This is a genomic window from Paenibacillus sp. 11B, assembly GCF_030487755.1.
In the GTDB taxonomy this organism is placed as follows: domain Bacteria; phylum Bacillota; class Bacilli; order Paenibacillales; family Paenibacillaceae; genus Paenibacillus; species Paenibacillus vandeheii.
Map to the genome: position 1 here is coordinate 212,354 of NZ_JAUKNS010000005.1, position 23,368 is coordinate 235,721.

Below are 23,368 nucleotides of genomic sequence, written 5' to 3' on the forward strand. Positions count from 1 at the left end.
CACCTCCTCTACTTTTGATTCCACCTTACGATCCACTTAGCCCGATCCATATGGATTAGCGAAGAAAAGTCGCAGATTAGTGATGTCCCAGTTGGTCCTTCGTAAATTCATAAAATGCGATTGCATCTTCGCTGCTGGCAAAGCCCGCCTGAGCCATTTTGTCGCTACCGCCGCCTTTGCCCTGGTAGGCTCCGAGATTGCCTTTGAAGAAAGGTCCACAAGCCCACTCCGGTGGCTGTCCGTTCTGTGCCAGAACAACTTTGGCCTCCGAGATGCTCGCAAAGAGTACAAGTCCCTCATGTTCCGATGTCAGCTTGGTCGCCAGACTCTGCATATCCTTGAGCGATTTGTCCTCAAAGATTTGAGCAATGACAAGTCCTTCCCGTGCAGATAAAAGCTCTTGCGCATAATAAGCGTCATTGGAGGCTTTCACAGTGTTCAGCTCGGCTTGCAGCTGCTTTTGTTCTGCTTCCATTTTATCGATTCGATCCGCCAGCTCGTCCCTACTGGTCTTCAATTTGGCCGAAATTCCGGTTAGCACGCTTTGCGCGGCGTTGAACTCGTTCAGTGCCCGGTATCCGCATTTAAAATAAATCCGGGTGCTGCCCTTCATTTTCTCGGTTTTCAGCAGTTTAATGATCCCGATCTCACCTGTGGCTGACACATGTGTTCCTCCGCAAGCGTTATATTCCACACCCTCGATCTCTACGATGCGAATATCTTCGGTTACGGAAGGCAGTTTCACCAGTGGCAGTCGTGCTGCTTCTTCCGCAGTGACCCAGGAACTGCTGATTTTGGCATTCCGGTAAATCTGCTGGTTGACCTCCAATTCAATTGCAGCCAGTTGGTTCGCTCCCAGTTCGGCTGCAGCCACATCAATCGAGATATAATCTGTCCCCAGATGAAAACTGAGCGTCATCGCATCTGCCAGCTTCAGCGTAATAGCCGACAGCAAATGCTGCCCGCTATGCTGCTGCATATGATCGAATCTGCGCTGCCAATCAATTTGGCAATCCACGTCATTCTGTTCCAGCGCACGCTCCAGCTTATGTAGTACCTCACCGTCTTCACTAATCACATCCAGCACGGTAATGCCACCGATCTGTCCCAGATCACAAGGCTGTCCACCTCCATGGGGGTAAAAAGCCGTCTCCGCCAGCGTGACATATACACCGTCTTCTTTGTCCACTCTGCCTGTAATTTGTGTATGCCACTCCCGTGTGTATGCAGAGTCATAATAGATTTTTTTCGTCATCGAATCATCCCGATCCCTTCTCGTTTAAAGTAGAGTGTTGCTTTAGCATTTTTACGAATGCATCGTCACTTTCTGATCTATGCAAAATCCTTATGTACCTGATCTCCAGATTACACTATCTGGCATAAACAAGCCAAGTTTCAGCCTGCATGCATCCCTTTTTCATATCAAAAAACCGCTCTGCAAGTCAAGCTACAGGACGGTCATGTGAATCTCAGTAGCATAACGATACAACTTACTGACCCAAAATCTCTGTTTCCGTTCTTAGGGTGTGATATCATTTTGACTTAAAAACTTCAATAAATCGTTATTCAGCTGCACAACTTCGTTGTTTGCACTACTCGCATAGTCCGGCAACATCATATCCTTCACCATTTTAGTCCGTAACCATAGCATAAAGAACAAATCCAAAATCAAATCTGGACATGTAAGCACCATTTTAAATGCAGATGGATTAATAGCAACGCCCGCTTTTTGTATGGCTCTCAGATATGTTTTTAAAGTGTATGTTATTTGATGTGCCGTTTTTCTGTTGTTAGCTGTATTGGGGTCAATGATCTTATTATCAATTTTCAAAAAGCTAAGCATTGCAATGTCTGATACTGAATGTGTTATTAAATATGATCTCATATCCTTATTCATTGCCCAGGGAAGTTTTGCTGTTTTAAATATTTTTGCCAGGTTCTCTACACGTTCTGTCACTAAACCACTAATTTCTCCGAACACAGTAGTCACTAGAATCTTTGGTGGAAATCGGGCAAACAATATTCCTTCTTTAATCTGTCCGCCAACACCGGGAAAAGCGGGTAAAAGTCTATCTCCAACCATATCTAGCCACGAAGAAAATCCAATTGAATTATTAGTCATTGTAACAATATTTTTGCTTTGATTGTCTTTGAGCGCTAACAACGCTGATTCTGATCGATCATAACGAACGGTAACGAAAATAAAATCATATATATCATCATTTTCAAGCGTATCAATGACATTGACTTTTATCGATTTAACAGTACCTTTTTCATTATATTGCAGACCCTTTTCTTTCAATGTTTTAAATCGATTAGAACGTGCAAACATAGTAACGTCAAGCCCTGCTTCAATGAATCTCATTGCGTATATGCTCCCTATAACACCTGCACCATAAATTAAAATTCTATTTTGTTTAACGGACATAACAATCCTCCCTTTTTTTTGAATAATCTCTCTTGACTATACAACAACGTGTTGTATGATTTAATCATAAATCGTTATTATGCCCTTGATCAAACATCAGTTTTTAAATATTTGTCGGATGATACTCTTGTTACCGATAGGAGAAAAAAATGAAAAAGCAGCCCCAAATCACGGAAAAAACAAGACAAACGTTTATCAATGTTTTTTGTGAGTTATATAGTCAAAAGCCGATTGAAAAAATCTCGGTTCAAGAGATTACAAATAAAGCGGGATATAACCGCAGCACATTTTATCAATACTTTACTGATATTTACGAACTGTTAGACTTTGTTGAAAATGACTTAGTGAACTACATAAAAGAAGAATTGGTGAAAAAAGAACTATCTTCACATCCTGTTCAAGATGCGTTTCATTGTTTGGAAAACAAGGAATATCTCTCGGTTCTCAATGCCTTTTTGGGCGATTATGGCAGTATTCGTTTTTTAGAACGCTTGAAAAGAGAAATCACCCTTGGCAGATTGGAATTAAACCTACCTCCAGACAGTGCCATAACGCCATACTTAATTGAGTTTCACATCTCAACATCACTTTCTTTGTTTCGTCTTTGGCTCCAGCGACAAAAGGATTTATCCCCAGAAGAGTTTTTCAATTTAGTGGATAACTTATATACAAAAGGGATAGCGCCGTATAGTGAGGAAAATTGAAAAAGGTCCGAAAAGCTGTGTACGCGGCTGGTGGTAAGTATTCTGCAAGCGATCAACACCAAAAAAACCAATTTAAATGGTGGCCACTGAAAACTATCGGTTAAATATAAATTCCTGAAATGCGAAACGAGCCTTAGAAGCGATTCTAGAGGCTCGTTTTATTGTCGATTTTTTTAAGTTAACGACTGCACACATTTTTATTTCATTGAATCCGACAGCTCTGTGAAAATAACCCCCAGCGCATATGCGCCAGCATCCGGGTATCCGAGACTGCGATCACCAACAGCACCCGCGCGGCCCATACGTGCCACGATGTCTTCTGTTTTCTTCGCGCCTTCTACTGCCGCTTCAGCACCTTTGGCAAACGCTGTCTTGAAGTCATCTCCAGACTTCGCACTTTGCGTCCATGAGTCTGCACAAGGAACAAGTGCGTCAATTAATGTTTTGTCACCTACAACAGCACCACGTCCAAAGGAACGTTCGCCTGTAGATTGAATTCCTTGTGCTGCAGCCTGCATCATGTCAGCGAAATCTGCAACGTTCAATTGCTGCTTGTCACCTACGGCTTTGCCTGCCGCCCGGAATGCCGATCCCCAGATCGGGCCGGATGCACCGCCGCAGTATTCCATAATGACAAGAGAGCAGGCATCCAGGAATGAACCGATATCCTTTTTCTCTTCGTTGACGATATGGTTCCATTCGCGCTTGAGTTGTCTGAACCCTTTCGCTACGCTCATACCAAAGTCACCGTCACCCGCATGGGAATCCAGTTCACAGAACGGCACTTCGTTCTTGATGATGATCTCACTCATCTTATCGATCAGATAGACGATATTATCCAGGGAGAATTGATTGTTGTTGATTACCGCAGATGATGCAGGTGTCTCTACTTCATAGGATACAGGCGCATCTTCAGTCACGACGGCTTCCAACGCTTCGGAATAAGCTACTTGCGCTGTCGGAGGACCAGACACTTTGAACGCTGGGGTGTCACTTTCCTTGAACAACAACGTCTTCAGTTCATCGTCCAGTTTCAGGATGGTTACCGATGCACCTGCCATATCGATGCTCGTCATGTAATTGCCAACAAATGTAGTAGCTACATGCAGACCTGAACGCTGTGCCAGCTCACGCTGAACCGAGTTGTTGAGCAGATAAAGCTCCTGTAAAGGTGTAGCCCCGAACCCATTGACAAGCACAGCAATCTCCGCGGATGCACCGTTGTCCAGCTTCATGTCTGCAAGCAGCGCTTCAATCATGCGTCCTGCAAGCTCATCTGCAGATACCAATTTCTCGCGGCGAATGCCTGGCTCACCATGAATTCCTACCCCGAATTCCATCTCATCTTCAGCGATTTCAAATGTCGGTGTACCTTTGGCAGGTACAGTACAGGAGGTAAATCCAAATCCAATGCTGCGTACGTTCTGCGCTGCTTTCTCGGCAACAGTTTTCACCTCTGCCAGACTGCGGCCCTCTTCGGCTGCGGCTCCAGCGATTTTGTGCACCAATACAGTTCCGGCCACGCCGCGACGTCCTACCGTATACAGACTGTCTTGAACAGCGATGTCATCCTCAACCCGTACATATTGCACATCAATGCCATCTTCCTCCGCAAGATACGCCGCGTTTTTGAAGTTCATCATGTCGCCGCTGTAGTTTTTGATGATTAACAGGGTGCCCTTCTTGCTGGCTGTGGCCTTGATCGCCTGATACACCTGAATCTGGGAAGGAGATGCGAATACATCTCCACAGACCGCAGCATCCAGCATGCCTTTGCCAACATAACCTGCATGAGCAGGTTCATGGCCGCTGCCGCCGCCACTGACGAGGCTGACTTTATCGGCATTAATCTCTCTGCGTTTAATCACTTTATATTTCTTTAAAAATTCAAGCTCCGGGTGCGCTAGCGCAATCCCGTTGCACATTTCCATGACTACATTTTCAGCCTGATTGATGATTTTCTTCATGATTTCGCCTCCCGCCGAGCTTTGTATTCAGCACCGATCCGGTCAGCGGTAGCAATCGCACCAGCTACTTCAGTCACGGTGATAGGGAACGGCATCGCGTGAATCGATTCTTCCGGAATACAAGCAATCTCAGCCACTTTCAGCAGCTCTTCCTGGCTAATGGTATCTACACCGATGTCTGCGAGACATACCGGCAGACCAACTTCAAGACAGAAGTCGAGCACCTGGTGCAGCTCTTCTGTCGGCGCATTTTCAAGAACAAGCTGTGCAATTGTACCGAAGGCTACTTTTTCCCCGTGGAAGAAGTGATGTGTGCCTTCCAGAATAGTGAATCCGTTGTGGATCGCATGTGCTGCGGCCAGACCGCCACTCTCAAATCCAAGACCAGACAACAAAATGTTTGTCTCAACGATGTTTTCCAGCGCTTGGGTGACCATGTTGCTATCACTTGCCACTTTCGCTTTTACACCGTCGCTGAGCAGCATTTCGTAGCACAATTTGGCCAGCGCAAGTGCAGCATTCGTTCCTACTGCGGATGGTGTGTATCCTTCACGGGAACCCATTGGCAAACTTGCATTCACACGAGAGTATGATTTTGCTGTAGCTCTTGCCTCGAAGTACGTAGACAATGCGTCACCCATACCCGATACGAGGAAACGTGTTGGTGCGTTTGCGATAACCGTTGTATCCACAAGAACCACACTTGGGCTTTGTTTGAAATAAGCGTAGTCATCAAAAGCACCTTCCGGCGTATACAACACGGCAGAGTGACTCGTTGGTGCATCTGTTGCTGCGATCGTTGGGCAGATAATCAACGCCTCGCCTTCTGCTACACATTTGGCTGCATCAATCGCTTTACCGCCGCCGAGACCGATGGTACATGTGCATCCTTTTTCCTTCGCAATTTCCTGGAGACGAGCGACTTCCTCGCGCGAACATTCTCCTCTAAAACCGCTTTCAACAAACGTAATATTAAATTTCTGTGCCGTTGCATCGAGCTTCGCTTTTACACGATTTACATCATCGGGATGCGCGATCAGTAATGCAGATTCACCAAAAGATTTCACAAAGTAACCTAGGTTCAACAACTCATCTTCACCTTGTACGTACTTCGTTGGGCTAATAAATGCTTTTCTCATAATGATATGCCTCCTATGGATGATATAAGTTCGTTAACGGTATCAATTACCGACATGCCTTCAACAAGGCTACCTGATGTAATTCTTGGATGAACTTATACATTAAATTTTAAATACACTCAATTAATCTAAATATAACTCATGCATGTTCGGGTTACAGTGGACTTTGATAACAAATTATTATAATTTGCAATCGTAATTTTTTGCTTTTCAACGGAATCATGGTATCTTATTGTCATGAGATGGGTGAATTTTGACATCATTTATACATTACCCGTCATGGACTCATCTTAATATGTACAACTTGCTAACTTTTAACGAGCGTAATCATTCATCAGGTTAGCTATGGAGGTTTCACCTATGATTAAAGAATATCTGCATATTAATAAAATTCTCGACCTGAATAAATGGAAGCGTCTACAGGATTCTCTTGCCACCGTGACCAAGCTGGCTATTCTAACCGTCGATTATAAAGGCATTCCCGTAACGAGCCATAGCAGCTGCCAGACGTTTTGCCAAAATGTACGCAAAGATCCCGAACTGCTCCCCTACTGCCAGAAATGTGATTCTCGAGGGGGACTGGAAGCCGTTCGCTTGAATGAGCCTTATGTCTACTTGTGCCATTTCAATATCGTGGACATCGCCATTCCGATCACGATCGATGGCAAATATATCGGCGCCGTAATGGCAGGACAAGTGAAGCTCGCTGACCCGAAGAAAGGGACGGATCTGGAACAGATCGTCACGTCCAAGAACGTGCCTATGCATGCTGCGAAGCTGGAGGAATTACAGGACGATTATGACCAACTGCCTGTCATGACCTATGAAGAGGTTGTGAAAATTTCCAACATGCTTTCTTTACTCTGTAACTACATTGTGGAGGAAGCGCTCAACAAAAATTTGCTGTTGGAGATGTTCGAGAAAGCTTCGGGGAATCAGGAATCTCTGAACCTGTCCACCATTCTGCCCGGGTACTCCATCCGAAATATTGAGTCTATCAAAAAAGAAATGACCAATGCGATTGCGGATGCCTATCTCAAAAACAGTCCTAACGAAACGGAAAGCTCCAACCTGGTGCTCCAACCTGCTTTTGAATACATTCACAGTCACAAGAGTGAGCAAGTCTCGCTTAAACAAATGGCCGATCTATGCCACCTGAGTCCAAGTTATTTTAGCAGGCTGTTTGCCAAGGAGACCGGTGAGAACTTCACAACCTATATTGCACGGCTCAAAATCAAATGGGCGAAGCAGCTGCTTGAAGTAACGGACATGCCCGTGTCGCAGATCAGTGATGAACTGGGGTTCAATGAATCGGGTTATTTTATCAAAATATTCAAAAAATTCGAGGAGATTACGCCTGCCCTCTATCGCAAATACATGCAGGACCAATGAGCGAGTATAGCCATAAGCTTTTGTTAACCAGGAAAAGTTACCCAGAAAGTTTCACACCAAGCTCTTCTTCCAGATTCTGAATCTGTTGGCTCAGAGGTGGCTGCGTCATATATAATTTCTCTGCCGCACGGTGGAAATGAAGCTCTTCCGCCACGGTGATAAAGTATCGTAATTTTCGAATATCCATACGTCTGTTGTACGGGCCTCCCAACTATACTAGCCTATTACTTCATTTGATTCCTGAAACCAGACGGCTGTTCAGCCAGCACGGTCATTCATTCATTCATTCATTAAAGTACCTTTCGTCGCCTTTCCTACTATCCCTGCAAAAAAAATGCCCTATCCAGAAGTGGATAAGGCAATATGAGTATAACATTATTAGTTCACCTGTTTACGCAGCTCTTCATCCAACCAATCCAGTGCTAAATGCAGCTTGTCCTTGGGCACATTCTGATACCGATCCCCTGTTGAGAGTTCAAAGGCACAGCTATGAGCACTGGACTGCTGCAAATATGAAGTGATCCCTATGCCGAATTGCTGAGCCATGGATACCAGAATACGCTCCACCTCGGCTTGGGCCAATGGAATATGTACGTGAAACATATTGGAGACGGGCACTTCTGGCAATGTACGTATACCATGGCACGCATTCAACAAGGAGGCCAGTTCCTTGGCCTGCTCATAATAAAGCCCCATTTTGCCAATCCGTTCATTAAAATAGTATTGAGAACTCAGAATATATGGATAAAGGCCGATCAGATCGCCGCCGTGACGCCGTTTCCATATTTTTGATTCTTGCATAACATCCGAATCCCCTGCCAATATGGCCCCAGCGATGCCTCCAATGCCTTTGTAAAACGACACATAGACACTATCAAACAGACTGCAAATTTCGGCTGCTGTCTTCTGATAATAAGGCGTGATTTCGAACAGGCGTGCCCCGTCCAGATGAAGCTTGATTCCACGTTCACGACAATAGGATGAGATTGCCTCCAACTCTTCATACGCAGGTAATTGTCCTCCAATCTCGCGTTGAGGCAGTTCTAGCAGCAGACAGGAAATCCCCTCATCGATCCCCTCTACATCTTCCAATCGAATCAATCGGTCCTCGTCCGCCAGCAAAATGGATTCAATCTGGTGCAGCTCCTTCAGTCCGTCTTCCTCATGGATTTCCAGATGAGATAAAGGGTGATAGGCTACCCGCTTGATGCCTTTGCGGTCACACCAGATACGCAGCGCGATTTGCTGCGCCATCGTACCACTGGGGAAAAACACAGCCGCTTCCTTGCCCAGAACATCAGCCATCTGCTGCTGGAATTGATCAATGATTTCGCCGTTGCCATAATGATCACTATATTGCTCCCCATCCACATGCGCCAGCACTTCCTGAAGCACTTTGACTTTACGGCTGCCATGGCCGCCTATAATAAACTCCGCCTGCCCAAATGCTTCCGCTAACGTTAACTCTGTATCCTTCAAGGTTATTCACTCCTTTATTGTTGTTCTGATTCTTTTTTCATCATCATCTGTACCAATGCACCCAGTGCTCCGGATAGATACTCACTCCGTGAGTAGACAAATCCTACTTCCAACCTGCGATACGGATCAGGCAAAGATAACACTGTAACCTCGCCTCTATGTTCTGCTTTGGTAACCGAGGAGCGTGGGAGTAATGACACCCCTAACCCGGCAGATACGCCATTCATAATGGTGTGCAGTGTTCCGTATTCCGTGACATTGAGGGTGTGAACGCCTTGATCCTTCAAAAAGGCTTCTGCCTGATCGCGATGGGTACAGCCTACTTCAAAAAACAACATCGGTTTGCGCAATAAATCATGCAATTCGTGGTTTCCGGGTTCGGCAATCAATACCAATTCATCGTCGTACACTTTCATATAACTCAGCTCAGGGTGGTCGACCGGGCCATATATTAAAGCGCCATGCAGCTCATGTTGAATGACCTGCTGATTCAGTTCGTGTGTACCCCCTGTAATTAGCGAATGCTGGACCTCGGGGTAACATAAACGGTATTCAGCGAGCATCGGCGTCAGAAAATTAGAGGCTGCGGTCTCAATTGCACCAAGACGAAGCATCCCTGCGGGTGGACTCCCCTTCTGCGTTGCCTGCTCCGCTTCATATAACAAATGTAATATTTTATCCGCATATCCCAGTAAATTCTCACCCGCTGGTGTGAGCGACATGCCCCGGTTGGAACGATGGAACAGTGGCACTTGCAGCTGATCTTCCAGCTGTTTGATTCGTGTTGTTACATTGGATTGCACATAATTCAGCGCTAATGCGGCTTTGCTGATACTGCCTTCGCGGGCAACCGCCTGAAATATTTTCAAATCTCCGGCATCCATGCCCTGATCACCTGCTTGTTATCTATAATCTGAATTGATAGTGACATTCATTTTTGTTCATTTTACGTGAATCTGACCCATCTGTACAATGAGGCTCAGTAGTAAACTTTTTATATAGTCAGGGAGGAATTTTGAAAATGAAAGCGATTATACATGCCGGCCAAAGCGGCCTTGAAGGTCTTCAATATACAGATTCAACATCTCGTGCACCGCAAGCCGGGGAAGTTCAGATCCAACTAAAAACCGCTGGAATTAATCATCGTGATCTGTTCATCATGGCAGGACGTACATTCCAGGACACACCGCTCATTCTTGGTTCCGATGGAGCAGGGGTAATCATAGCGATTGGAGAAGCTGTAGAAGGCTTATCGGTTGGGGATGAGGTCATTATCCACCCTACTCTCGGTTGGGAGCATGCAGCTGACGTACCTCTCGTGCCCGATATTGTTGGTGGCCCTACGGATGGAACTCTCGCACAATATATTACGCTGCCTGCCAGAAATGCCTTGTCCAAACCTTCTCATCTATCATGGGCGGAAGCAGGGGTGTTGTCCCTTTCGGCTCTGACAGCATACCGCGCCTTATTCACTCGTGGCGGACTTAAACAGGATGAACATATCCTCATTCCCGGCATCGGGGGCGGTGTAGCGACATATGCCCTGCTCATGGCCGTAGCCGCTGGTGCGAAAGTGACCGTTACGTCCAGAAGTGAAGCCAAGAAACATGAGGCTCTGCGTCTTGGCGCAACCCGTGCATTGGATAGCCATGCCGATTGGAGTTCGCATAACGATCTGGAACCTGTTGACATGATCTTGGATAGCATCGGACAAGCCATGTTCCCGAAATATTTTGATATAATCAGACCAGGTGGCCGTATCGTGATGTATGGTGCAAGCTCGGGAGATGATCTGAATATTCCGATCCGCTCGATCTTTTTCCCGCAAGTTAGCCTGATTGGCACCTCCATGGGCAGCCGCGAAGAGTTTGTCCAGATGCTGCAATGGGTGGAGCAACATGATATACATCCTGTAATCGATGGCATATATTCGCTGCAGGACACAGCGAAAGCATTCGAACGTATGGAAAAGGGAGAGCAGTTTGGCAATCTTGCTATACTCGTGGAGTGACATCAGATTTTAGATGGACTTTCATTACTTGGTAAAATAATTTTACGATAATGGGGTGAAGCCATCTGACCCGTCTCGCTAAACGTACAGTCATTGTTCTTGTCGCTATTATGCTGCTGGCCCAAATTCCTATGTTGAAAGAAACCTTTGCCCGAGGGGTAACTACGTTATATGTGAACATAAAGTACCCTGAACACTCCTTTCAATACAGGAATTTCATCTATGAATCACACTTTGGAAACTATTTCATTACATATACTGACCAAGACGAAATGGTCATTAGCCTGATGCTTGAGCCCAAATTTTTCCCGGTAATCGTTACGTATGACCCACTGGATCAGCCCATGACAGACTAGTCTGTTCACTCTATGAATCATTTAGGAGGTATCATATGTCCAACCATTTGCATTTAATCGATTTGGTTCGCAAGCTGATGAATGCCGAAGGAACCGAAGATGAACTAGATGAGATACTAACCGAGCTACGGCAGCAATTGCCTCATGCAGAGATCAGTAATCTGATTTTCTGGGATGATCGAGACCTGACACCCGAACAGATTGTGGAAGAGGCGCTGGCTGCTCGTCCGATCATTCTTCCGCCCAGCCCTTAGCCCTTATCCTATTAAATAATCCCTTTAAATCCAGACCACCTCTCCCCAACTTCCATATTTTCGTTATAATGTAAACAAGACATCAGGAAACAGGAGGCGAATTATGGAAACGGAAGGTTTACGGAACGTAGAACTGCTTGCTCTGAAGAAACATAAGATTTACAAACAAAGCTTAATCAGATACCTTGCGCGCTCCATGCTCGCCAGCATGTTTATCGGGTTTGGCGTCATCGTGGCGTTCAAGACGGGTAACTTCTTTTATATGGAGAATTCCCCTTTTACATACTCCATGGCTGCCCTCACGTTCGGCGCGGCAATTATTCTGATCGCCTATGGCGGCGGTGACCTGTTCACCGGTAATACGTTCTACTACACCTATGCTGCCTTGCGCAAGAAACTGAAATGGTTCGAAGTCGTGAAGCTGTGGATCGCAAGTTACAGCGGGAATCTGATGGGTGCGGCGGTCTTTGCTCTGTTGATCTATCTGACAGGACTGTTCGATTCGTCTCAGGTTAATGGTTTTCTGCTGAGTGTCGTAGAGCACAAGATGGAAGCTCCAGCTATGCAGCTCTTTTTCCGGGGGATTCTATGTAACTGGCTCGTTTGTCTGGCATTCTTTGTGCCTATGTTCATGAAGGAGAATGGTGCGAAAATGTTCGCTATGATGCTCTTTGTCTTTTGCTTCTTCATCTCGGGGTATGAGCACAGCGTCGCCAATATGTGTACGTTTGCGATTGCGTTGGTACTGAACCATTCGGGGACCATCTCGTTCGGCGGGGTAATCCACAACTTGGTTCCGGTGACACTGGGCAATCTGGTAGGCGGCGTGCTGCTGATGGGCTTTATGTATTATGCGGTGAACAAACCGTTTCTGGACGAAGAGACACACTAATATCTTTGGGCAAAAAAAACCTCCTTACTGGCCCGGTCACCTGACCGTGGCTGGCGGTAAGCTAAATCATAAACGCCCCCGCAACCTTTCCATCCTGTGATGAAGGTTGCAGGGGCGTTTATTCATGGGCAGGCCGCTATATGCCAGCCCTCGTTTCTACCAACCGAGTACCACTTTGCTACAGCATCATCTCAACATTTCTAATCATTGCTGCAATTGTGCAAGGATTTGCGGGTCCTTGATCTTCTTGTCTTCAGCCAATAACATCACTTTGGATAGAATTTCAGCTGTTCTCGGATCTTCATCCAGGAATGGAAGGAAGATTCTGCCTCGGTGCTGACTGTGTACAGGTACAATGTGAAGCGCACCAGTCGCCTGCTTGAACACATTACCACTACCAAGATGAACGGCATACTCGCCCAGTTCACCATCTATTCGAGCATAATTTCCATTGAGACGCACGTTATTGATCTTCAACAGACGCAGCGACTCATTCACGATCACATGACGCATCTCCATCGTGGTCAAGCTGGCTTCCGGATCTACTCCACCAACATGCGCAACGCTAACGACCAAATCGATGTCACGCATGACCTCAGAGAAGAAGACAGGTGGAACATCCTTCAACGCAACAGGTTTATACGTCTTCCGATTATAGAACTGTACCGTCTCCAGGGTAGGTGCTTCAGTATCTGCCGGTGAGAACCAGTCTGCCATGGCATAGAGATTGGCAATCAGATTATGCTCATAGCTTACCTTTTGCAGCCCTTCCTCATAGCTGACGGTCCATTGGCGTCCTTTGAGCAGGGCAACTGCTTTTTTCGGCTGAATCTGATAACCTGCATACCGACGGGATACCGTTCCATTAGCCAGCTCATCCTCATTCGGAAGATAGAGTTCACGGAACACCTGCTTGAATGGCTGCCGTTCCTGACGGTTGAACAGATCCCGTTGGAATTCGCTCCAGCTTCCACTCTGGAAGAGATGCAATGGATGTGCAATCAGTAGACGATCTTGTTCCGCCAAGGTTTGAATCAAGCCTTCCATACCTGCCGAAGCTGGAGCTACCAGCCCACCAGACGTTACATCGAATCGTCCAAGCTTGTCATCTGCTTGGAACACAAGAGTGCGAACCAGTGGACGAAGAACCGGATTCTGCAACAGACTTGAAACTTCCTGACGCGTAAAGGAAGTTCCTGCGGTCATGGAACGCTCCAATTCCTGTCTTGCCCGGCGATACTGCTCAACCAGATCCGTCTTTAATTCCTTCAATTCGGCGATGTATCCATCTTTCTTGAACCGGGCAGGTACAGATTTGAGTGTTTTCCCTTTGCTTACGATGAGCAGTTCCGGCTGACCTTCTTCATCAATGACCAATTGAGCTGTGGTCGCCTCATCCAGTTCATGGGGCTCAAAATAGGACTTCATTTCATCCAGCTTGCGAGCTTCCATATCCCACATCAGCCGGGTAACATCGGCATATCCTGCATTACGGGCAAGGTTGCCCAGCGCAATCTGGGATACCAGACCTTCACTGGCCCGGCGCTGTGCGCCAAACTGCTTGCTCTGCATCAGGAACTTCTGTATGAAGTCGTATCGCTCGCGCAGATCCTGTTCCTTTTCTGCTGCAAACGGAATCAGGCTGTAGGTCAACAAATGATCTTTATTGCGCTTCTCTTCCACAGACTCACGCATGTCCTCTAATTTCAGCTTGCCTAGTGCCGCATCTGCGAACAATTGTGATCTACGGTGATTGGCTCCCCCGGATATATATTTGGCACAATCGTACAACAGACTGAACCGCTCCTCGCCGACGGCCTTATATGCCTCCTCGAACCAGGCAATATCAAATGCGCCTTCATTGAAGTCCTGTGGTGTGATGGGAGAATAATGCGCCACGATCGTTTCTTTTTCAGCAGTGAATCGTTCATTGATATGGGCATGGAAGTACCAGGCTGCACTGCGAAGACCTTCCCATCCAAGATGCTTCGCAACAATCTCCATCCATTGCGGCGCGTACATCGCGGCTTCCAGGAGCTTCTTCTCCTGAATGGGATGCTTCGCCAGCAATTGTCCCAACAGCACTTCGTCCTCTCCATCACGCGGATGGCATACCTGGATCAGGTGGCTGAACGTTTCTTTACGTGTCGTATTGTCACCATAGCTGTAGATATATCCACGGACAAAGGTATCCTGATCCATGGCAGCAACGAGATGCACCCAATGCTCCAACCCATCAATGCGCTCAAGCTTCATCGCCAGGGTACTTACTTCTGTAGAGAGCTCTCCTCTGGTCAGCTCAATCTCCAAAATTCGCTCAACAACCGTTCTTCGGAGTTCTGCCAACATCGGTTTCTCCGCAATCCAGTCATTTCGGCTGGATGTCAATTCCCGAATAAACAGTGCACGGGACTCTCCAACAAGCAGCTGCTTGTAGACTTCCTGTGCATCAATGAAGCCCAGTTCATAGGCACGCAGGTAATCATTCAGCGTAAGGAAGGAGCCTCGGTAACTGCTCTTGTTTAATCTGTCGAATTGGCTTAACGTCTGAAAATACCGTTTGAAACTGTGATCGTCATGTACGCGATCCCGTACAATATAGAACCATGGGCCAGACAAGAGATCAAGCATGCCCGATTCCTTTTCCATTTGTTCCTCAGGCATCATTTTCATCACCGCATACAGTGTCCGCTCAGCAATTTCAAATGTATCTGACCTATTGCTGTCCTCATAAACAGCCTCAATCAGCGTTTTCACCTGATCTGCGTAACGAAGCTCACTGACCATCTTTTTCATGTCCTGGATATGCTGAACCGGATAGACCTCTTCAGCAAATTCCTTACGCCAGCCCTCCAGCAGCCAGTGTTTCTCCAATTCACCATATTCGTACACGGTGGAATAGTATCGGTAATAATCATCCAGCTTTTTGTTCAGATCCTCCAAACGAATCGCGAACAACATTTGCAGCAGTTCCTTACTATCCAGACCACTCTTCTGCACATATCCCCCCCATATATTATGGAGAGGGAATTGCTCCAATAACACTACATCCTGCCGCTGATCGTAAGGGGTGTAGACCATCGCACGCAAAGTCGCACCTACAAGCAAGGTTTCTTTGTAGCCCGCATAATATTCAGCCTCATATTCATGGTCTCTGTGCTCATGCACCAACGCATCCAAACCTTCAAGAAACTGCTTCGCTTTTTCTAGAGAAAGGGTAAACACATCCTTGGGCTTGAAGCCACCGAGATCACGTTCTTCATGAAGCAGTGGATTTTCCCATGAAGGATCATACAAGCCGAATCCATTAGCCGCCGTATATCTGCTGCTCTGCTCTGTAAGCTTATCCAGCAGCTTTTGCTCCTTGGCCGTTGGTTTCTTGATGAGCTCTATTAATGGTTGCATCTGCTCCTGCTGGTCCGAGCGCTGTGGATCTGCGGAGACCTCTGTCAACAGTTCCAGTGCGCCCAATCGCTGCAGTTCGCTTTTGGATTGCAGGAGTCGTTTCAGTGATACCATCAGCTGATCTGCTGGCTGAAGCAGCATTACCTGAATGATCTTCTGACGCAGTGTTCCCGTTTTCAGCTTCAGCAACGCCTCCATTTGCAGCAGCTCTTCAACCGTCAGCGTCAACAGCTTCGCTTTGATCAGAGCATTCTCACGGTTGTTCATGCTTTTATCCGACAGGCTGTCAAAAATAAACTGTCTTTGTACTTCATTCTCGGGGTGATGGACAAACTGGGACAACAATTCCCCTCGCAAATCCGGGCTTAGCTTGTCCTTGAGTGCAATAACCTCGCCAATCCATTCCGGGTCCATGTCATACGCAGCAAGGTACAGCATTTTTTTCACTACATCATCTGGATCGATCCGATAGTGAACAAATTCAAGCACACCGGATGGTCCACCATCCCCTCCCTGCGGAATGTGGGTCAGCATTTGTTTGAACAGATCGAAGTCACGCCGACGCACGGCTTTATCTTCAAAAACAGGCAGTGGCCAGACGTGAACACTCCGTTGATTCTCTCCATTTTCAAAGCTCCAGTTAAACATGTACATGGCATCATAATTCTCAATCACCCAATGTAGTAATTCCAGATCCTGTACTTCAAGATACTGACGTGCGATATGTAACCGCAGCCCTCTGTTCTGACTGTTTGCGAGCACGTATTGTGCAACAATTTGCTGATATACTTGTCCGTGATCCATGATCTGGATGACTTTTCGTTCCAGCTCCTTCTCTTCGATGACAGCCGTTGCCCAAAGACTAATAAACAATTGGTTTGCATCGGCACTTTGCTGCCATTCCTCTCGAACCGCAGGATCAGTCAATGCTTGATGCGCTTGGGTGATGAGCTGAGCAGCAACACGCTGATTTGCCGCTTCAATTCCGATCCCTGTCCATACGGCGAGCGCTCTCACCACCGAACTGAACCGAATCAGGTTGTTGTCGATAATTATTTTTAATATGTATATATACGCCTCAAGTGTTCCTTCATCCATCCGTTCCACAATGCTCTGGCGCAAACCCTCCTGCAGCCTTGCTGCAATCAGCAATTCCCCAACCATCTGGTAAGCATCCACCTGATCGCTCATAAAGATACCCTTAATCATCTCAGTGGTCAGCAATGCATTCTGATTGTCGCCATAGATAATATCATGCAGTCCCTGCTTCATATCGCCGGTTTCATGATCCAGTTCATAGGCAATACAATCCGGTACAACGGCTCTAATCTCATGAAGATAATCAAATTTGTACTCCCGCATGGATACATACTCGTTCAGAGAGAAGCCATGCATCTCCATGCGAAACAAGGCGATCATTTTACGAAAAACCTGTCCAATATGCTGCTCGGGATCGATCGTACGAAAAGGTCTGCGCTCATAATTTTTGCTATAAGGAAAATTCGCGGCACGTTCGGCAATGTAGCGGAACCTCGCCAGAAATGGTTCGCTGACCAGATGTTCCAGCACATCCAGCAATGGACGGAACAATGGAGCTTGCATCTCAGCGGCCATACGTTTCAATAGTATATCTGCATTCAAATAGGCCTTTTCGTCTTCGCGCAAATAGGTGAATCCAGCCATCTCTGCAACATAGCCGGCGAGTTCCTGCTCCATACCATTCAGCGATTTCACTTTTTCCTGCAACGCTTGTTGATACTGTTGAACTTTATCTTCCTGATTCATTCCATTCTCCTCCTCGTCACTCTCTACCACAGACGCCCGGCAAGCATGGTAAAACGGATAAATACCACGTTATCGTCTTCCTGTATAATCAACGGCTCATCCAGTCCCTGCAACTCTTCATCATTGAGAAACACTTTGAATAACCCATCTTCATATGCGGTTATAGCTGTATCCATGGCGCCTTCTATATCAGGGACCCCTTCGTTGTAAATCGCGCCAAAGCCGACTTTGCCTGCTTCCCCCTGCTCCTGAATGTCCTCAGGCATCAGGTAGGCAAGCCATTCCGCTTCATTTTTCTTGTCCTGAAGAGCCTTGAGCTGCTGAGCCACCATGTTCTTAATAAGCTGTCTCGGCGTATCGGTTGTTTCCGGAAGTTCGGCAGCTTGTTTGGCAAGTGCCGGCTTGCGTTTCCCCAGACTTTTCACCGTAATCCATACGTTCACTGGTTACCTCCTATGTATAACTTTATGTTAGAAGAAGCCTCTATCCGCCTTATATCTATATCATCATGGAAAATGGACCAAACTTAAGCTTCTTCCTATTTCGTTATTCATTTAAATATGCGTACATATGTGCCCCTATTGAACATTCTAACGAATATTCCGACCATATTCATGGGCCAATCCTCATATTTACATGCAACTAGCGAACTAATGACCTATATAGCATTTTGACAGTCGGATCGGTCCCCCACAGCAAATAAAAAGAGAACAGTGCGCCCTCGGACAGTCACTGCTCTCTGTATTGTTAAGATGAATATTTCTTCAAAATAATAACCGCATTATGACCACCAAAGCCAAAGGAGTTGGACATGCCTATCTGCATGTCAGCTTCTCGTGCAACGTTGGGTACATAATCGAGATCACACTCCGGGTCGCCCTGCTCTTGATTGATCGTCGGTGGAATGATGCCGCTTCGCAAGCTTTGAATGAGCGATATGGCTTCAGCCCCACCAGCCGCACCCAGCATATGCCCGGTCATCGATTTGTTTGCCGTTACCGGAATATCATAAGCTTCTGCACCGAACAGCTGCTTAATTGCTCGGGTCTCAGAAAGATCCCCCGCCTCTGTACTGGTAGCATGAGCATTAATGACATCAATCTCATGCGGTTGAAGCTGCGCATCTGCCAGAGCGGCTTTCATGGCCAAGTAAGCTCCGCGCCCTTCCGGATGGGTGGCTACCATATGATACGCATCTGAACTGGCACCATACCCAACAATCTCCGCAAGGATGTTTGCGCCTCTAGCAAGGGCATGGGACAAGGACTCCACAACCAGGACCCCGGCGCCCTCAGCCATGACAAAACCGTCTCTGCCTGCATCAAATGGTCGGCTCGCTCCTTCATACGCTTCGTTTCTTGTAGATAGTGCCGTTGCATTACCGAAGCTTGCCAGCGATACTTCGGTGACAGCAGCCTCCGTCCCGCCAGCAAATATCACATCTGCCCCACCATGACGAATCAGCCGGAAAGCCTCACCTATCGCGGTATTACCGATCGAACAGGCTGTCACTGGCGAGAGCGTGGGTCCCCAACAGCCAAACCTCATGCTCACCATGGCCGCAGCCATATTAGATATCATCATGGGCACCAGTGTTGGACTGACTCGTGCAGGCCCACGTTCAGACAGGAGTTTGCCTTGTTCCATCAGGGTCTGTATTCCGCCGATGCCGGAACCGATATATACGCCAACTCGCTCCCTGTCCACATGATCCATCACGAGACCGGAGTCAGTCAGAGCCTGATCTGCTGCCGCAACAGCAAATTGCACGAACCGATCCATACGCCGTGCTTCCTTTCGTCCAAACCGTTCCTCTCCGTCAAAATCACGGACCACTCCTGCTATCTTCGTTTTGTAGGACGTTGTGTCGAACGCCTCAATAGGCGAAACTCCTGATTTGCCTTCCACCAATCCATTCCAAAATGTATGCACATCATTCCCCAAAGGAGAGATAATCCCCATTCCAGTAATAACTACACGTTCCATAATGCATCCTCCTTCAGTGCTCTTTCCATACTTGTTTCGTTCAGTTATGCACTTATATTGCCATTCGTATTATCCTATTACAAGTTGTCAATTATAATAGTATAATGACTACCATGATAAACTCAGGATTGAAGGTGATGGCATGAACCATGATGTCAGGCTACAGGCACTATCCGCTTTTCTGAAAAACCAGCGCTCCAAAATCTCTCCGGAATCCGTCGGATTACCCGCAGGCACCCGCCGAAGAACGCCAGGATTAAGAAGAGAAGAAGTATCCCAATTGGCTGGTGTAAGCACAACGTGGTACACCTGGCTTGAACAGGGCCGGGATATTCAGGTATCTCATTCCGTGCTGGATAACATCGCTTCAGCTCTCAAGCTGACTGCGGATGAACGGAAATATTTATTTTCCCTTGCTCTGGAGTATCATTCGGAACTTTATATCCTGGATGAGAAGCCGCTCCAAATTCATCCTTCCTTGCAGAAAATATTGCAGGAACTTCGCAATTGTCCCACAATCATCTCGGACCGACGCTGCCATATTGTTGGCTGGAACGACGCGGCCCGGCATGTTTTTATGGACTTTGAACAGATTCCTGCTGAACAGCGGAACATGATCAGCTTATTGTTTGAACGAAAGGAATTCCGGAGACTTGCGGTCAATTGGGAGGATTTTGTTAGTGGATTCCTGGCTATTTTCCGTGCTTATTACGGTCAATATGTGGATGATGAATGGTATAACCTGTTTTTGGGTGACATGATGGAAAGATATCCTGATTTTCATACCCTCTGGAAACAAAGCAGTGTTAGCAGCGCCCCGGACGTGTTGATTGAATTTAGACATTCCAGAGCTGGCAAAATGCTTTTTGATCTTACCTCGTTACAGGTTCAGGGAAATGCTGATTTACGGTGCAGCATCTACACACCTGCAACAGACACCGCTACCGAGCGGAAATTGATCCGCCTCATGGAGCCGAAGGCAGAAGGTGATCCTGATGAAAGCTGATGCTGCTCTTTCTCATTTACTCCGTAATGCAGGTTAACAAAAAAGACCCAGGCGATGAGGCCTGGGTCTTCGTATTTGTCTTGGATCATAGGTTTAAAATCATTTCAGTTGCAGATGAACTGAGATCTTATTTAAAAGCCGGGATCGCAATATCCGCATACTTCTCTTCAAAGAAGGCCTTCACTTCTGGACCCGCCATACGCTTCGCCAGTTTCTGAATGGCTTCCGAATCCTTGTTATCTTCCCGGGCAACCAACGTAATGGCAAAATGGGAATCATCCTTCTCCGTAAACAGCGCATCCTTCTTCGGTGTAAGTCCAAGTGGACTCGCATAGGCCGGAGTCATGGCAACCAGATCGGCATCATCCAGCATGCGGGCCAACATCAACAGATCCACTTCTTTGAACTTGAAGTTTTTCGTATTCTCCGTGATGTCTGCTTGCGTTGCATTGAAACCGACGCCTTCTTTCAGCTTGATTAGGCCGTTCTGTTCCATCATCACCAGCGAGCGTCCAATGTTCGACGGATCGTTGGCAATCGCTACCGTTGCACCTTCAGGCAATTCTTCCATGGATTTATACTTCTTGGAATATGCTCCGTAGATCGCATTGTAGATCGGTTGCACAGCTACCAGATTAGCGTTATTTGCTTCATTGTACTGATTCATGTAAGGTACGTGCTGGAAGAAGTTTGCGTCTACTTCTTTGTTCGCCAATGCAGTATTCGGTTGAACGTTATCCGAAAGTACAACTACTTCCAGATTAACGCCATCTTCTTTCAGCAATGGCTTCACAATATCCAACACATCCGTCATTGGCGGAATCAAAGTAGCTACTTTGAGCGTCACTTCTTGTCCGGCTTGGCTACCTTCCTTGGTTCCTTCCGCCGCAGGTGTTTCTTCTTTTTTGCCGCATCCGGCTGCTACCAGCGTCACTGCCAGCAGCATGAGCATTAGTTTTGCTTTCATCTGTATATTTACCCCTTCATCATGTAATCGGTATTGGTCATGCTGTATTGCATTTTTTCTTTGCTGGCCTGTCCCTAATCAGGATCTGCGATCAAGCCAGCGGGATAATCTGCTGCCTGTGAATTGGATCATCTGTACCAGGATAATCATAATGATAATGGTAAATACCATGATTTCCGTCTCAAATCGCTGATAGCCATAACGAATGGCAAAATCACCAACCCCACCACCACCGACGATCCCCATCACCGTAGAGTATGAGATGAAACTGATGGTGGCAGTTGTTAAACCGAGGACGAGTCCTGAACGGGCCTCCACATACAGGAACTTTACCACAAGTTGCATAGTCGATGCGCCCATGGAAGAAGCTGCTTCAACCACACCTTTCGGTACATCAAGCAATGCTTGTTCTACCAGTCTGGCATAATAAGCAATTGCGATGATCGAGAGCGGAACGGTTGCCGCGAGCGTCCCGATGGATGTTCCAACGATCAGGCGGGTGAACGGAATCATAAATACGACCAGCAACAGAAACGGGAAGGAACGAATGATGTTAACAAGACTTCCCAGAATCGTGAACAGAGGTCGATTCTGATAACGTTGCCCTTTTCTGAACAGATACAACAGTGTACCCAGTGGCAACCCGATTAACACTGCCGCCGTGATGGAGATCCCCACCATAACAAAGGTTTCCCCGATGGCTTGCCATATTTCATGCTGATACTTCACAACGGATTCAGGTATCATCGTTATGATCCTCCTGACCGCCATGAAGAGAGGCATTTCGTCCGATAATGGATATATCTTCACCCATCAGTAAGGATGTCAGCAAATCAGGCCGCGGTACCGGTATACTGCGTACTTCCGCTTTCGACAGCGTTTTGACAATCCGTCCCTCTTTCATCACCGATATCCGGTCGCAAAGCTTTCGGGCAACCTCCATCTCATGCGTAACGAGTACAATCGTCACACCCAGCGTTTCATGGACATGACGCAGCACATCCAGAATTCCACTCGTTGTCTGCGGATCAAGCGATGATGTTGGTTCATCACAGAGCAGCACATCCGGACGGCTGGAAAGTGCTCTTGCGATGGCAACGCGTTGCTTTTGCCCTCCGCTTAACTGTGCAGGATATTGATTGGCCTTATCCTCAAGTCCGACAAATCTCAATACTTCCTGTCCCCGCGCAAGCCGCTCGGAACGGGAAACGCCAGCAAGTTCCAGAGGCATGCAGACATTGCCAATCACTGTCCGATTGCTAACCAGATTGAAGTGCTGAAAAATCATGCCAATGGACCTTCGGGCCTGACGCAGACTCCGCTCACTCATCCGGGTCAGATGCTGCCCATTTACAATGACTTCGCCGTCATCCGGCTTCTCCAATCCATTGAGCATGCGCAGAAGCGTGGATTTTCCTGCACCACTGGAGCCGATAATGCCGTGGATCTCTCCCTGGCCTACTTCCAGGGAAACCGAGCTTAGCGCCTCGAATCCCTGATCCTCACGGGACCCACGCTCGTTATAACGCTTGCTTACCCCGTATAATGAAATCATGGGAGATTCCTCCTGCGATTGATCGTACATGGTCCTTTAAGA

18 protein-coding genes and 1 pseudogene are annotated in these 23,368 nt (G+C 47.0%); 6 read left to right on the plus strand and 13 right to left on the minus strand.

Going from position 1 to position 23,368, the window contains the following annotated elements:
• Nucleotides 1-76: 76 nt before the first annotated feature.
• Both Q0V21_RS23070 and Q0V21_RS23075 read right to left on the minus strand, forming a co-directional pair.
• Nucleotides 77-1,255, minus strand: coding sequence for an alanyl-tRNA editing protein (locus Q0V21_RS23070; protein ID WP_301880783.1), 1,179 nt, complete (start codon nt 1,253-1,255; stop codon nt 77-79).
• Nucleotides 1,256-1,519: 264 nt separating this feature from the next.
• Nucleotides 1,520-2,428 carry a ketopantoate reductase family protein gene (locus Q0V21_RS23075; protein ID WP_301880784.1) on the minus strand — a complete coding sequence of 303 codons (909 nt, stop codon included), beginning with the start codon at nt 2,426-2,428 and terminating at the stop codon, nt 1,520-1,522.
• 149 nt (nt 2,429-2,577) lie between these two features.
• Here Q0V21_RS23075 and Q0V21_RS23080 point away from each other — a divergent pair, with 149 nt between their 5' ends.
• Nucleotides 2,578-3,132, plus strand: coding sequence for a TetR/AcrR family transcriptional regulator (locus Q0V21_RS23080; RefSeq protein WP_301880785.1), 555 nt, complete (start codon nt 2,578-2,580; stop codon nt 3,130-3,132).
• Between the two features lie 197 nt (nt 3,133-3,329).
• Here the strand turns inward: Q0V21_RS23080 and dhaK are convergent, their stop codons facing one another.
• Both dhaK and Q0V21_RS23090 read right to left on the minus strand, forming a co-directional pair.
• A complete protein-coding gene (gene dhaK / locus Q0V21_RS23085; protein ID WP_301880786.1) occupies nt 3,330-5,099 on the minus strand; it encodes a dihydroxyacetone kinase subunit DhaK in 1,770 nt (589 codons plus the stop codon).
• The gene (locus tag Q0V21_RS23090) at nt 5,096-6,238 is read right to left on the minus strand and encodes a glycerol dehydrogenase (protein ID WP_301880787.1); all 1,143 of its coding nucleotides are present in this window, start codon (nt 6,236-6,238) and stop codon (nt 5,096-5,098) included. The genes dhaK and Q0V21_RS23090 overlap by 4 nt, the downstream gene beginning before the upstream one ends.
• Before the next feature lie 360 nt (nt 6,239-6,598).
• Here Q0V21_RS23090 and Q0V21_RS23095 point away from each other — a divergent pair, with 360 nt between their 5' ends.
• Nucleotides 6,599-7,630 carry a PocR ligand-binding domain-containing protein gene (locus Q0V21_RS23095; protein ID WP_301880788.1) on the plus strand — a complete coding sequence of 344 codons (1,032 nt, stop codon included), beginning with the start codon at nt 6,599-6,601 and terminating at the stop codon, nt 7,628-7,630.
• A 46-nt stretch (nt 7,631-7,676) separates the two neighbouring features.
• Here Q0V21_RS23095 and Q0V21_RS23100 read toward each other — a convergent pair.
• The 3 genes and pseudogenes from Q0V21_RS23100 to Q0V21_RS23110 all read right to left on the minus strand — a co-directional run.
• A pseudogene (locus Q0V21_RS23100) lies at nt 7,677-7,817 on the minus strand (LysR family transcriptional regulator); the annotation flags it as partial.
• 191 nt (nt 7,818-8,008) lie between these two features.
• Entirely contained in the window at nt 8,009-9,109 is a 1,101-nt protein-coding gene (locus Q0V21_RS23105; protein WP_301880789.1) for a threonine aldolase family protein, read from the minus strand.
• Nucleotides 9,110-9,123: 14 nt separating this feature from the next.
• Complete coding sequence (locus tag Q0V21_RS23110) at nt 9,124-9,993, minus strand: LysR family transcriptional regulator (protein ID WP_301880790.1); 870 nt, start codon at nt 9,991-9,993, stop codon at nt 9,124-9,126.
• 137 nt (nt 9,994-10,130) lie between these two features.
• On the opposite strand from Q0V21_RS23110, the gene Q0V21_RS23115 reads away from it, so the two are divergent.
• The 3 genes from Q0V21_RS23115 to Q0V21_RS23125 all read left to right on the plus strand — a co-directional run bounded on the left by Q0V21_RS23115 (nt 10,131) and on the right by Q0V21_RS23125 (nt 12,622).
• On the plus strand, nt 10,131-11,120 hold the full coding sequence (locus Q0V21_RS23115; RefSeq protein WP_301880791.1) for a quinone oxidoreductase family protein: 990 nt from the start codon (nt 10,131-10,133) through the stop codon (nt 11,118-11,120).
• A gap of 391 nt (nt 11,121-11,511) precedes the next feature.
• On the plus strand, nt 11,512-11,730 hold the full coding sequence (locus Q0V21_RS23120) for a hypothetical protein (RefSeq protein ID WP_301880792.1): 219 nt from the start codon (nt 11,512-11,514) through the stop codon (nt 11,728-11,730).
• A 103-nt stretch (nt 11,731-11,833) separates the two neighbouring features.
• Nucleotides 11,834-12,622, plus strand: coding sequence for a formate/nitrite transporter family protein (locus tag Q0V21_RS23125; protein ID WP_301880793.1), 789 nt, complete (start codon nt 11,834-11,836; stop codon nt 12,620-12,622).
• 204 nt (nt 12,623-12,826) lie between these two features.
• Here the strand turns inward: Q0V21_RS23125 and Q0V21_RS23130 are convergent, their stop codons facing one another.
• The 3 genes from Q0V21_RS23130 to fabF form a co-directional block, all read right to left on the minus strand.
• Entirely contained in the window at nt 12,827-17,812 is a 4,986-nt protein-coding gene (locus tag Q0V21_RS23130; protein WP_301880794.1) for a DUF4132 domain-containing protein, read from the minus strand.
• 23 nt (nt 17,813-17,835) lie between these two features.
• The gene (locus Q0V21_RS23135; RefSeq protein ID WP_301880795.1) at nt 17,836-18,255 is read right to left on the minus strand and encodes a hypothetical protein; all 420 of its coding nucleotides are present in this window, start codon (nt 18,253-18,255) and stop codon (nt 17,836-17,838) included.
• Nucleotides 18,256-18,559: 304 nt separating this feature from the next.
• Nucleotides 18,560-19,798 (minus strand): beta-ketoacyl-ACP synthase II, encoded by a 1,239-nt coding sequence (gene fabF / locus Q0V21_RS23140; RefSeq protein WP_301880796.1) that lies wholly within the window; start codon nt 19,796-19,798, stop codon nt 18,560-18,562.
• A 142-nt stretch (nt 19,799-19,940) separates the two neighbouring features.
• Between fabF and Q0V21_RS23145 the strand changes: the two genes are divergently transcribed.
• Nucleotides 19,941-20,804 (plus strand): helix-turn-helix transcriptional regulator, encoded by an 864-nt coding sequence (locus tag Q0V21_RS23145; protein WP_079350004.1) that lies wholly within the window; start codon nt 19,941-19,943, stop codon nt 20,802-20,804.
• A 127-nt stretch (nt 20,805-20,931) separates the two neighbouring features.
• On the opposite strand, the gene Q0V21_RS23150 is transcribed toward Q0V21_RS23145, so the two are convergent.
• From Q0V21_RS23150 to Q0V21_RS23160, 3 genes are all read right to left on the minus strand, one after another.
• Nucleotides 20,932-21,771, minus strand: coding sequence for a MetQ/NlpA family ABC transporter substrate-binding protein (locus Q0V21_RS23150; RefSeq protein WP_024628988.1), 840 nt, complete (start codon nt 21,769-21,771; stop codon nt 20,932-20,934).
• Nucleotides 21,772-21,849: 78 nt separating this feature from the next.
• Complete coding sequence (locus Q0V21_RS23155; RefSeq protein ID WP_029880724.1) at nt 21,850-22,518, minus strand: methionine ABC transporter permease; 669 nt, start codon at nt 22,516-22,518, stop codon at nt 21,850-21,852.
• Complete coding sequence (locus Q0V21_RS23160; protein WP_301880797.1) at nt 22,508-23,326, minus strand: methionine ABC transporter ATP-binding protein; 819 nt, start codon at nt 23,324-23,326, stop codon at nt 22,508-22,510. The genes Q0V21_RS23155 and Q0V21_RS23160 overlap by 11 nt, the downstream gene beginning before the upstream one ends.
• Nucleotides 23,327-23,368: the final 42 nt, after the last annotated feature.